The sequence below is a fragment of the Tistrella mobilis genome, assembly GCF_039634785.1.
Taxonomy (GTDB): domain Bacteria; phylum Pseudomonadota; class Alphaproteobacteria; order Tistrellales; family Tistrellaceae; genus Tistrella; species Tistrella mobilis.
In genome coordinates this window covers 1-12,267 of the sequence record NZ_JBBIAB010000017.1, presented here as the reverse complement: position 1 = coordinate 12,267, position 12,267 = coordinate 1, and the positions used below count along the sequence as shown (strand labels likewise).

The window sequence follows — 12,267 nt, the reverse complement described above, 5'->3', positions numbered from 1 at the left end:
GTTCCTCTGATCTTATCGACCGGTGAGCTTATCGACCGGTGAAGGCCGGCTTGCGCTTCTCGCGGAAGGCGGCGACCGCCTCGCGATGGTCTTCGGTCAGGTTCGACATGCTCTCGTACCCGATGCAGGCGTCCATCATCGAATGGGCCAGCTGTTTCAGGGCGATATTGGTTGCGGTCTTGGTCCAGCGGATCGCCTTGGTGGCGCCCCCGGCCAGGCGGTCGGCCAGGGCGTAGACCTCGTCGTCCAGCCGCTCCGGCGCGACCGCGCGGTTGATCAGCCCGATCTGCGCCGCCTCGGGGGCCGTCAGCAGGTCGCCGGTCAGCAGGAATTCCTTGGCGCGGGCAAAGCCGATCAGCTGCGGCCAGATCACCGCGCCGCCATCGCCCGCGACCAGCCCCACCGACACATGCGGGTCGCCGATCTTCGCCTTGTCGGAGGCGATGATGATGTCGCACATCAGTGCGATGGTCGCACCCAGCCCGGTGGCATGGCCGTTCAGCCGGCAGATCAGCGGCTTTTCAAGGTCCAGCTGGCTGAACACGATGCGTTTGGCCTCAAGCCCGGTGCGTTCGAATTCGCCGGGCACATCGATATGTTCCTGCATCCAGTTGATGTCGCCACCGGCGCAGAAGGCGCGGCCGGCGCCCGTCAGCACCACCACATCGCTGTCGGGATCCATGGCGAGGTCGGTGAACAGCCGCGAGAATTCCTCGTGCAGCCGGGCATTGACCGCATTCATCGCCTCGGGGCGATTGATGGTTGCGGTCAGCACGCGGTTGCGGCGTTCGAAGGTGAAGCACTGATAGTCGCGGAATTCGAAGGCGCCGGGTTCGGTGGTCACGGGGCTGGTTTCCTCAGAGGTGGGGCGGTTCGTCTGCCGCCCTTGGGTGATGTCTTCAACGTCTCTGGCGATCAGGCGATCAGGCGGCGTTGCTCTGCTCGGTGGTGGCGATGAAGCGGTCCAGATGCAGGTCGTTGCCGCCCATGCCGGCGGCGATCACCTTCAGGCGTTTGAAGCCGTGGCCGACGATCATCTCGTCGGTCATGCCGATGCCGCCATGCAGCTGGATCGCTTCGCGCCCGACATGCATCGCCAGTTCCGCGACATGCAGCCGGGCGGCCGACACCGCGCGGGCGCGGGCCAGCACGTCGTCCTCGTCCAGCGCGACCGTCGCCATGATCACCATCGACCGCGCCTCTTCGCAGGCGATGTGGATATCGGCCATGCGGTGCTGCAGCGCCTGGAACCGGCCGATTTCCTGGCCGAACTGGCGGCGGGTGCGCAGATGGTCCAGCGTCGCCGCCTTCAGCCGCTCCATCACCCCCAGCGCCTCGGCCAGTTCGGCCGCGATGGCGCGGTCGATCAGGGCGGCCAGGATGGCATCCGCCGCGCCGGCCAGCAGGGCGGCCGCCGGCACCTCGGTGCCCTCGAACGCGATCTCGGCCGCGGTCATGCCGTCGAGTGTCGGATAGCCGGTGCGGGTGATCCCCGGCGCCGTCGCATCCACCAGGAACAGCCCGGTGGCGCCCTCGGGCATCGCGGCCGAAACCAGCAGGCAATCCGCCTCGGCCCCGGCACGGACCACGCTCTTGGCGCCGTCCAGCCGCCAGCCATCGCCCACCGGCACCGCCCGGGTGCGGCGCGGGGCGGCGGGGTCGCGCAGGCCGGGCTCGTCATGGGCGAAGGCGACCACCAGCCGGCCGCCGGCGATGGCCGCCAGCCGCGCGTCATCCGCGGCCGCCCCGGTCAGCATCAGCGCCGCCGGGGCGATCACCGCGGTCGGCAGATACGGCTCGACCATCAGCCCGCGGCCGATTTCCTCCATTACGATCATGGTCTCGACCGCACCGCCGGCACTGCCGCCGGCCGCCTCGGGCAGCGCCACGCCCTGCCAGCCCATTTCCGCCATATCGGCCCAGGCGACCCGGTCGAAACCGCCGGCCGCCGCGGCCTTGCGGCGCTTCAGATCATAGCGCTCCGCGACCCAGCGCCTGGCCATGTCGCGCAGCATCGACTGTTCTTCGGTGAAGCGGAAGTTCATGTGATGCTCGTTTGTTTGGCCCTCGCCGGGCGGGCGCTGCCGCGCCCTTGGCCGCCGCCTCAATGGCGGCTGGGAGCCTGGGTTGGGCGGGTTTTTTTTGCCCCTCGCCGGGCGGGTGCTCCGCGCCCTTGGCCGCCGCCGGGTCTTTTAGCCCCTCGCCGGGCGGGTGCTCCGCACCCTTGGCCGCCGCCTCAATGGCGGCTGGGAGCCTGTTGTGAACGCAGGCAGTGCCCGGGCTTCGGGGCGTTACGGTCAGAGGCCCAGGGCGTGTTTGGCCAGGATGTTGCGCTGGACTTCGTTGGAGCCGCCCCAGATGGTGGGGGCGCGGTGGTAGAGGAATTCGGCCAGGATGCCGGCGGCGCCGTCGGGGCCGATTTCGACACCCTGTGCCTCGGCTTCCAGCAGCCGCACATCGAAGGGGATGCCGTAGAGGCCCAGCACGTCGGTGGCGAGTTCGGTGATCGCCTGCACCAGTTCGCTGCCGCGGATCTTCAGCAGAGACGCCTCGGCCCCGGGCGATGCGCCCTCCATGGCGGCATCCAGCATGCGCAGCGTGGTCCATTCCAGCGCCAGCACGCGGATGTCCAGCCGGGCGATGCGGTCGCGGAAGCGGGCATCGTCGGCCAGCACGCCCCGGCCGTTGGCATGGGGCAGGCGGGCGGCCATGCGCCGGATCTTGCCGATCAGCCGCCTTGCCTTGCCGGTTTCGGCCGAGAGCATGCGCTCATGCCCCAGCAGGAATTTTGCATAGGTCCAGCCGCGGTTCTCGTCGCCGACCCGCTCGCTCACCGGCACGCGGACATCGTCGAAGAACACCTCGTTCAGGTGATGCGCGCCGTCGATGGAGACGATCGGCCGCACCGTCACCCCCGGCTGCTTCATGTCCAGCAGCAGGAACGAGATCCCCTCCTGGGGCCGTGCGGCCTCCGCATCGGTGCGCGCCAGACAGAACATCATGTCGGCCCAATGGGCCATGGTGGTCCAGATCTTGGATCCGTTGACGACATAATGGTCACCGTCGCGCACCGCCCGGGTCTTCAGCCCGGCCAGATCCGACCCGGCGCCGGGCTCGCTATAGCCCTGGCACCAGAACACGTCGGACGACAGAATGCCCGGCAGATGCCGTTCCTGCTGATCGGCATTGCCATAGGTGAAGATCACCGGGCCCACATAATTCACCCCGAAGGGCAGCAGCCAGGGCGCACCGGCGCGCGCGGTTTCTTCCTGGAAGATATAGCCTTCCACCGGCGTCCAGTCGCACCCGCCCCATTTCTTCGGCCAGAACCCCGCAATCCAGCCCTGTTCATGCAGGATCTTCTGCCAGCGGATGTGATCCGCACGGGAAAGATGCCGCCCCTCCAGCACCTTCGCCCGGATATCCTCGGGCAGCCGCTCCTCGCAGAACCGCCGCACCTGATCGCGGAACGCCCGCTCTTCGGCCGTGAACTCGGCGTGCATGCCTCGCTCCGAACTGATTAATGATTCATGAGTCATTATTCTTGTCGCCGAAACCGGGGCGGTGCGCAAGATCAAATCGTATTGTGCGGTGCGGGAGAAATTTTAGGGCGGGGTGTGCGGTGCGGTTGGGGCGCGGCGGCGTGGGGCAGGGGGCGAGGGGACCCTACCTGGGTCTGCGGGCTTCGGCCATGGCGGTGTAGCGGGCTTTGAGTTCGTCGAAGACCTCGTCAGCAGGGGTTGTGCGCCCGGCGGCCCCGTCGGCGAGGCCGCGGAGGATGGCGGCGTCGAGGGCGTGGGACTTTTTTCTCTTAATGCGTGCTATCTGGGGTCTCCGCTGATTGATCTTTATTGGCATCACCTCGCTTAGAAGCGTCAGATCAATTTGTCAGTTCTGGTGAAAGTTCAATACCTTCACTTTCGGCCTTCATTCGGACGTAACCGCGCACAACATTCTCCCTGAATGAAAACCATCCTGCGCCATGCCCAGTAACGATCTTGGCGTGGCTATCCTTCCTCAGCATTAGCATGCGCTGATTGAATACGTCTTTTGACAAAAAATTCGACGTATACATTGCATTCTGGATACGTGAATACGATGTCTCGTATATCTCTTTAATCTGGCGGCGCGTCGCGGTTCTATCCGCTAGTGCCCAAAGCGCAATCTCATAATCCAGACTATTTTTTGATTTTTCAGTGGCTTTTTGATATATTCTTCGGAGGGATGGCTCGGCCTTTACTAGAGAATCTCGGAGTGCGGCCTTGAAGTGTTCCGCGGAACATGTTGAAACATATGCTGGATCATCGAACATTTTATAGAAGAGGCATTCTCCCATCAAGTGTACATAGTGAGGAAATCCGTCGCTGATGACGCCGATTCTTATGAGAATGCCCTGAGGAATGGTTACGCTTAAATCGGATGCTGCATTGTCAATTATTTTCCAAAGACTATCATAGCTTAGTTTTTCAACGTGAATTGGTTCAAACATGCGTCCAACAGATAGATGCGCACCGATTAACTCATCGACATCTGCGCCAATGCCACAATATATGAATCTTACATCATCAACCACTGAGCTAATATTTTTCAGAAGTTCAGCAAAGTTGTTCTTTTCCCCCGACGATAAGATCCTATCCATTTCATCAAAGCATATTATTATTTGTCCTGTTAATCGAGATCTCACGAAGCCTATCATTGATAGACAGTCGTTAAAGGAGGTTGGCTTGTCTAGTGTCTTTCCACCGTGATTGACGCCAAAATTCACTCCGCCGACTTGCGGAAGATTTATTCCAACTGCGAACCCACCTGATTTCTTTACCGGGCTGATATCAGAGACGGCGCGCCCCACTGCCCAGATGGCATCAAAAAAAGTAGTGCCATTACTACAAGGAATGTATATAAAATTCTTGTCTTCATTTACTGAAATTTGGCCTGCCGTAACTGCAAGAGAAGTTTTTCCTACTCCTCTATCTCCGAAAATAAATAAATGCCGTCCCGGTGAATGGAGTGCTCGATGAATGCGCTGTAGGTAAGCCTCCCGTCCTATTAATTTCTCAGGGGATTTTATCTCCTGAGAGGGGGATAGTCTATTACTAAGAATTCCGACTAATTGCGCCTCATTGAAATTTCTGATCGCCAACTCCCAGCCCTCCCGAAATCTCAGATGGGGAGTCCCATCGAGAATTTTCCCGTCAGAATCCTTCCACTCGTCTGCACCGTAAATCAGATGCCACGCCATCTTCAAGTTGAAAAAGGGTGCGGCGATCTCTCCACCATTTGAGACGGCTATAAGAATCTGGGTGGAGGGCTTGATGTAGACGACGTCATGATAGCCGGCCGCGATCATCTTGCACACCTGTTACCCACGTCGGCGGGCTGAACTGTTACCTATCTAAGCGGTCTGGACCACCGACCTCTCACCCCCCGATTTCTGACCCCACCCCCCCAAAAAAAACAGCCGCACCCCCAAGGATGCGGCCGTTCTCACCCCTCCACCCCGCCCGTACCCGGGCAGGTCAAAGGTCAGCTCTTCTTCAGCGCCGCCGTGGCGTTGCCGATTTCGAACGTGCCCTGGGCGGTGCCGCTTTCCGGCACGATTTCGCGGGCGCGGTCGCCGATTTCGTCGATGCGGGCGGCGATCTGCTCGGCGGCGTCGGGGCCGTCGCCGATGTAGACGCCTTCGGTCAGCGTCACATAGGCGCGTTCAAAGCTGCCGGCGCCGGCGTTCAGGATCATCCGGGTCGGCGCGTCTTCCGACACCAGATAGAGCAGGCCGGGGGAGACCGTCTCGGGGCGCAGCGCCGCCAGAACCTCGGCCGTCATCAGGCCCTCGGTCATGCGGGTGGCGGCGGTGGGGGCCAGGCAGTTGACGCGGATGTCGTTCTTCACACCTTCCAGCGACAGGGTCTGCATCAGCCCGACCAGCGCCATCTTGGCGGCGCCGTAATTGGACTGGCCGAAATTGCCGTACAGGCCCGAGGACGAGGTGGTCATCACCACGCGGCCGTAATTCTGCGCGCGCATGATCTCCCACACCGCCTTGGTGCAGATCACCGCACCCATCAGGTGCACGTCGACCACCAGGCGGAAATCGTCCAGGCTCATCTTCGCGAAGCTCTTGTCGCGCAGAATGCCGGCATTGTTGACCAGAATGTCGACCCGGCCCCAGCGCGCCATGGTCTCGGCGACCATCGCCTCCACCGCCGCCGCATCGGTCACCGAGGCGCCGCTCGCCATCGCCTCGCCGCCGGCGGCCTCGATCTCGGCCACGACCTGGGCGGCCGCATCCGAAGACCGGCCGTCGGCGCCCAGATCGTTCACCACCACCTTCGCACCGCGCGCGGCCAGCGCCAGCGCATGGCAACGCCCAAGGCCGCCGCCGGCCCCGGTCACGATGGCAACGCGGCCGTCGAACCTCATGCTCATGAACTCCACCTTCCCTGTCGGTCGTCTTCCGCTTTGCCGGTCCGGCCACCCTCTTGGCATATGGCCCTGCTGGCATATGATCCCGGGCATATGGGGGCATGATCGGCGGACCCGCCGCCCGCGGCGCGTCTGCCGTGGGCAGGCGCGATCATAGCGGCTGCGCGCCGCAGCGCAAAATATACGGTGTTTGAAAGATGTTATGGCCGGCCATAGGCCCCGGCGCCGCCGGCTTCGGCCGAGGCCTCCCGCGCTGCGGCGAAGATCAGGGCGCGGTCGGCTTCCGGCAGGGCGGTGCCGGTGGTGGTGGTCACCACGCAGGCGACTTCATGCTGGGCATCGAAAACCGGCGCCGCCTGGCCGGTGATCCCCGACAGCAGATGGCCGCTGAGTTCATGGCCGAAGCTTTCGCGGATCTGCGCCAGATCGCGGGCGGCCGGCGGCTTGCCGCGAAACGGCGCCGGCTGGAGCCTGCGCGCCACCTCGATCCGCTCCGGCGGCAGAAAGGCCTGGAAGACCAGGCCGCAGGCGGTGTTGTCCAGCGGCAGCACATCGCCGAGGCCAATGGCGCTGATCGAGAAATAGGCGCTGCGATACCAGCGCACCACGGTGGGGCCGCGATCGGTCCAGATCGCCACCCCGCCGCTGGCGGCGATGCGCATGGCCAGCGCCTTCATATGGCGTGCCGCCACCTCCACCGCATCGATCCGGCGCAGCGCGCCGATGCCGATATCCAGCGCCGTGGGCCCCAGATCATAGCGGCCGCTGGCGGTTTCCTGCACCGCCAGCCCTTCCTTGATCAGGCTTTGCATATAGCGATGGGCGGTGGAGGTGCCGGTGCCGGCGCGCCGGGCCAGCTCGCCCAGCGCCATCGGCCCCTCGGCATCGGCCAGGATGGTGAGAAAGCGCGCCGCGATCGACACCGACTGAATGGTGCCGGATCGCCGCTCCACCCCCTTCTCGTCGTCCGCCCCCTTGTCGTCCTCCATCTCCACCCCGCTCATCGGATCACCGAGGGCAGCCAGAGGGAAATGCCGGGGAAGGCGAGCAACAGAACCATGACGACCATTTCAGCGAGAAGAAACCACGCGGCGCCGCGCACCACGCGGCCGAAGGAGATGCCGGCCGGCATCAGACCATGGGCCGCAAACAAGTTCAATCCGAGCGGCGGCGTGATCAACCCGATCTCGATATACTTCACCGCGATCACCCCGAACCAGACCATGTCGAGCCCGCGCGCCTCCACCGCCGGCAGAAAGATCGGCAGGGCCAGCAGCATCACCCCCATCGGGTCCAGCACCGTGCCCAGCGCCAGCAGCACCACCGACAGCACCAGCAGGAAGGCGATATCGGTATCGGCGAACACCGCCAGCTGCCCGGCGACGACTTCCGGAAAACCGGTCAGCGCCAGATAGGTGGAGAGCGTGCTTGCCCCCACCGCCACGATCAGGATCGCGGCCGTGGTCCGGGCGGTGTCGGCGATGGCGGCCCGAAAACCCGCGCGGTCGAGCGTGCGGCGGATCAGCGCCACGATCAGCGCCGCCAGCGCCCCCAGCCCGCCGGCTTCGGTCGGCGTCGCGAAGCCGCCATAAAGCCCCGCGATCACCATGGCCGCGATCGCCGCCACCGGCCACACCCCCAGCAGATCGCGCAGGCCCGGCCGGGGGCCCGCATCCTCGCGGGCATCGGCGCCGGCGATCGCCGGGTTCAGCCGGGCGCGCAGGATGATCATCACCGTATAGGCAAGGGCGGTCAGCAGCCCCGGCAGCAGGCCGGCGGCGAACATGGTCAGCACCGATTGTTCGGTCAGGATCGCGAAGATGATGAAGGGGATGGAGGGCGGGATCACCGCGGCGATGGTGCCGGCACAGCCGCAGACCCCGGCGATCAGCCCCGGGTCATAGCCGCGTTTCAGCATCTGCGGCACGGCGATCCGGCCGACACCCACCGTGGCCGCCAGGCTCGACCCCGATGCCGTGCCAAAGGCGGCACAGGTGATGTTGGTCGCAACCGCCAGCCCGCCCGGCACCCGCCTCGTCAGGTGCTGAAACAGCGTGAACAGCACATCGGCAAGCCCGGCGCGGGCGACGATATTGCCCATCAGCAGGAACATCGGCACGGCCGAAAGCTCCCAGCTGGCGGCGAATTCCAGCGGCGCGCGCGACAGCAGGGCAAAGCCCGGGCCGATGCCGATCATCGCCACCGTCCCCGCCAGCCCGGCCGTGAACAGGGCGAAGGCGATCGGCACGCGCAGCGCCGCCAGCCCCAGAAACAGCAGCAGGGCCAGGCAGGCCTGGTATTCCGGGGCGAGGCTCTCAAGCGCCATGGGCGGCCTCCACCGGCGCGCGGCCGGCTGCGGTGCGGATCAGCTGAGCCAGGGCCACCAGCGCCAGCGCGCCGAACCCCGCCACCACCGCCCAGCGCCCCGGCCAGACCGGCAGGGAAAAGCCGGTCAGCACCACCCGCTCGCCGCGCAGCGTCGCCACCCAGGCGACATCGAACGACAGCCAGGTGAACAGCCCCGCCACCGCCACCGTCACCAGGGCGGCGGCCAGCCGCTGCAGGTAAAGCGCCCGGCCGCCCAGCCGTTCGGCCAGCACCGCCACCTCGATCTGCCGGCCGCTGGCCTGAAGCCCCGCCAGCGGCAGGAAGACCACCATCACCATATAGATCCGCGCCACCGCCTCGGGCATGCCCTCGGGCGTGCCGCCGCCCACCAGGCGGATGATCAGATCCAGCGCCATATGGGCGAACATGGCGAGCACCGCCAGTTCGCCCAGCGCGCCGGTGGCCGTGGCGGCCCGGGCCGCCAGCAGGTCAAGGATGCGCATCAGCCGGGGCACGCCGTCAGGCTTTCCGGGAAGACGGTCTCGGTCAGCAGCCGGGTCATCTCGGCCGGGTCGGCCTGGATCTTCGGCAGGTAATCCTCGTGCCATTTGCGGTAGATCAGGGCGATCCGCGCCGCGAAGGCGTCGGGCTCTGCGATGCCGCGTTCGGCGGCGCGCGCCGCGAGTGCCTTGATCTCGCCCGCCTGATAGGCTGGCCAGGCGTCGCGCATCGCCGCATCTCCGGCCGAGAAGCCGGCCACCGCTTCAAGCTTCGGCCGCACCATGGCATCGGCATCGATATAGGCTTTCTGCACATAGGGCAGGGCGGATGCCGCGGCATGGGCCAGGATCGCCTTGCGGTCGGCCTCGCCGATCCGGCACCAGGCCTCGACGCTGACCGAAACCGGCACCGCGCCGCCGACGATGCCCTGGGGCATGTCGATCACGCCCTTGACGACATCGGTCAGGCCATAGCTCTGCGCCCAGCTGATCGGCACCAGCGCGCAATCGGTCTTGCCCGTCTGCAGCGAGATCAGCAGATCGGTGATCGAGGTGGTGACCGGGATCATGCCCAGCGCCTCGGCCCAGCGCGCCTCGGGGCTGCCGATCACGCTGACCCGGCGGCCCTGAAGATCGGCCTTGCCCGCCACCGGGCTGGTGCACTGCATCGCCATCGGTGCGGTCGCATTCAGGAACAGCGGGATCTGGCCCTCGCGGCGCATCTCGTCCAGGCAGTCGGGGCAGCCCTGGAAAAACGCCTCGTTGATCGCGCCCATCGCCGCCACCGGGTCGACGCCGAAACCGGTCAGTTCCGACATCACCGAGGCATGCGGCAGGTCGGACGGGTAGAAGGCCAGCACCACGAAGCCCGCATTCACCACGCCGTCGCGGATCGAGGGCAGCACCGTCGGCATCTTCACCACCGTGCCGCCGAACAGGCCGCGGAATTTGACCCGACCTTCGGTCGCGGTCTCGATGCCCTTCAGGAAGGGCACCACGCCCTCGCGATTGAACAGCGCCTGTTCCGGCACCGGCGAGCCATAGGTCAGCGTGGCCGCCCCGGCCGTCGTGCCGGCGGTCGCCGCCAGGCAGATCGCCGCCGCGGCAAGCCCGCGGCGCAGTGTCGTCAATCTGGTCATGGGTCCTGTCCCCCGATCGGTCGTCTCCCGCTCCGCGGCCGGCTTGATGTCCTGTATCGCGGAATATATTCTGGATCGTGGAATACGTCCCGCCATCTGTCAAGGAGCCTCCGCGATGCGTAAGGAATTGATCGGTCTCGATCATCTGATGATCTCAACCCCGGATCTGCCGGCGATCCGCGCCTGCTATCTGCGGCTGGGTTTCTCGGTCACGCCCTGGCGGACCAACGAGCCGATGGGCGGCGGTAAAACCGGCGGCCGCGGCGGCAACCATCTGGTGCTGTTCCGCCCGACCGATGATCGCATGACCAATTTCCTGGAATTCGCCTATGCCGACCCGGCCCATGCCGTGCCCTATATGCGCGATCTTCTGGGCCGCAGGCCGGCGCTGGCGATGATCGTCCATGCCGCGACCGATCTGCCCGCGCTCGATCAGGCCTGGCAGGCGGCGGGTTTTCCGGCCTGCATGTATTACGAACTCGACACCGACTATCGCGACCCCGAGGACGGCACGGTCGACCGGATCCATTTCCGGGTGCTGGTGCCCGATGCCCCGCGCGGGCCGCTCGCCTTCAATGCCTGCGAGGTGATGGACCGCAGCCATTATCTGCGCCCGGCCTGGATCACCCATCCGAACGGCGCCGAATACTGGGCGGCGGCGACGGTGGTGACCGATGATCCGGCGGCGATGCGCAATCATCTGGCCGCGATCTACGGCATCGATCCGGCCGGGCAGGGGCCGGTCTCGGTGACCCTGGGCGATCAGACCCTTAAGGCGGTCGATGCCGCGGGCTTCGCCGCCGCCTGGGGCGATGCCGCGCGCCGCGCCGATGGCAGCGCCGCCGAACTGGCGGTGGAGGTGCGCGTCGCCTCGGCCGATACCGCCCGCGCGGTGCTTACCCGCAATGGCGTGCGCTTCCGGGACGAGGGCAGCCGGCTGGTCGTGCCCGCGGCCGAAGCCGGCGGCATCGTGCTGGTTCTGGCCGAGGCCGCCTGAGCCATGCGCGCGCCCCAAACCCGCGACACCCTCCCCATGGCTGGCGCCATCGGCCTGATCGGCGGCACCGGCTGGCCCTCCACCGCGCTTTATTACGAGCGTCTGAACCGTCTGGCAGAGCCGGGCACCGTGCCGGTGCTGATCGCCAGCCTGTCTTTCGCGCCCGTCCTGGCCGATGCCGAACGCGGCCGTTTCGATCTGGTCACCGCCGCCTTCGTGGCGGCGGGGCAGGGGCTTGCCGCGGCCGGGGCCGGTGTGATCGGCCTTTGTGCCGCCACCGCGCATCTGGCCTTCGATGCGGTCGCCGCCGCCGTGCCCGTGCCCTGCCTGCATATCGCAGAGCCCTTCCGGCGCCCGGCCGATCTTTTGCCTAATGGTCTTCTGGCCGACGGTCTCCTGGCCGACGGCCTCCCGTCCAAAGGGGCCGCGGTCGGCGTGCTCGGCACGGCACAGACCCTTGAAGCGGGCGTATTTACGGGCCCCCTCGCCGCGGCCGGCCACAGGGTGGTGACGCCCGGTGCCGGGCTGGCGGCGGGGCTCGACCGGGCGATCAAGACCGGCATTTCTTCCGGGCGCCCGACCCCGGCCGATATCGCCGCGGTTCAGGCCGCCCTCGACGATCTGGTTGCGGGCGGGGCCGATGCCGTCGTGCTCGGCTGCACCGAATTGCCGCTGATCCGCGACCGGCTGCGGCCGGCCGTGCCGCTGATCGATGCGGTGGCGGCCCATTGTCAGGCCCTGCTGTCGCGGTCGCGCGGCTGAGAGCCCGTCCGGAAGGTTATTGAATCCGGTGAATCCGTTGTGATTCTCTGCCGCGCCAGAGGAAACGGGAGCGGACAGAATGTGGACGACGGAAACCCGCCGGGTTTATGAACGGCCT

Annotated in this window: 11 protein-coding genes; 2 read left to right on the top strand and 9 right to left on the bottom strand. The window is 66.0% G+C overall.

Annotated features, from left to right (window positions below; translation table 11 throughout):
• Positions 1–28: 28 nt before the first annotated feature.
• The 9 genes from WI697_RS20515 to WI697_RS20470 form a co-directional block, all read right to left on the bottom strand.
• Positions 29–844, bottom strand: a complete 816-nt coding sequence (locus tag WI697_RS20515; protein WP_014753002.1) for an enoyl-CoA hydratase/isomerase family protein — start codon at positions 842–844, stop codon at positions 29–31.
• A 79-nt stretch (positions 845–923) separates the two neighbouring features.
• Entirely contained in the window at positions 924–2,045 is a 1,122-nt protein-coding gene (locus WI697_RS20510; protein ID WP_345959764.1) for an acyl-CoA dehydrogenase family protein, read from the bottom strand.
• Between the two features lie 252 nt (positions 2,046–2,297).
• Positions 2,298–3,503, bottom strand: a complete 1,206-nt coding sequence (locus tag WI697_RS20505) for an acyl-CoA dehydrogenase family protein (protein WP_345959763.1) — start codon at positions 3,501–3,503, stop codon at positions 2,298–2,300.
• 377 nt (positions 3,504–3,880) lie between these two features.
• Entirely contained in the window at positions 3,881–5,347 is a 1,467-nt protein-coding gene (locus WI697_RS20495) for an AAA family ATPase (RefSeq protein WP_345959762.1), read from the bottom strand.
• A gap of 176 nt (positions 5,348–5,523) precedes the next feature.
• Positions 5,524–6,426, bottom strand: a complete 903-nt coding sequence (locus WI697_RS20490; protein ID WP_345959761.1) for an SDR family NAD(P)-dependent oxidoreductase — start codon at positions 6,424–6,426, stop codon at positions 5,524–5,526.
• Positions 6,427–6,623: 197 nt separating this feature from the next.
• Positions 6,624–7,412: an IclR family transcriptional regulator gene (locus tag WI697_RS20485; protein ID WP_345959760.1), complete on the bottom strand. Its 789-nt coding sequence runs from the start codon at positions 7,410–7,412 to the stop codon at positions 6,624–6,626.
• Positions 7,413–7,423: 11 nt separating this feature from the next.
• A complete protein-coding gene (locus WI697_RS20480; protein ID WP_345959759.1) occupies positions 7,424–8,749 on the bottom strand; it encodes a TRAP transporter large permease in 1,326 nt (441 codons plus the stop codon).
• Positions 8,739–9,254, bottom strand: a complete 516-nt coding sequence (locus WI697_RS20475; RefSeq protein WP_345959758.1) for a TRAP transporter small permease subunit — start codon at positions 9,252–9,254, stop codon at positions 8,739–8,741. Before WI697_RS20475 ends, WI697_RS20480 begins: the two co-directional genes overlap by 11 nt.
• Positions 9,254–10,390: a type 2 periplasmic-binding domain-containing protein gene (locus WI697_RS20470; protein ID WP_345959757.1), complete on the bottom strand. Its 1,137-nt coding sequence runs from the start codon at positions 10,388–10,390 to the stop codon at positions 9,254–9,256. The genes WI697_RS20475 and WI697_RS20470 overlap by 1 nt, the downstream gene beginning before the upstream one ends.
• A 115-nt stretch (positions 10,391–10,505) precedes the next feature.
• Here WI697_RS20470 and WI697_RS20465 point away from each other — a divergent pair, with 115 nt between their 5' ends.
• Positions 10,506–11,387 (top strand): VOC family protein, encoded by an 882-nt coding sequence (locus WI697_RS20465; RefSeq protein ID WP_345959756.1) that lies wholly within the window; start codon positions 10,506–10,508, stop codon positions 11,385–11,387.
• Positions 11,388–11,423: 36 nt separating this feature from the next.
• Positions 11,424–12,149, top strand: coding sequence for an aspartate/glutamate racemase family protein (locus tag WI697_RS20460; RefSeq protein WP_345959755.1), 726 nt, complete (start codon positions 11,424–11,426; stop codon positions 12,147–12,149).
• Positions 12,150–12,267 lie beyond the last annotated feature (118 nt).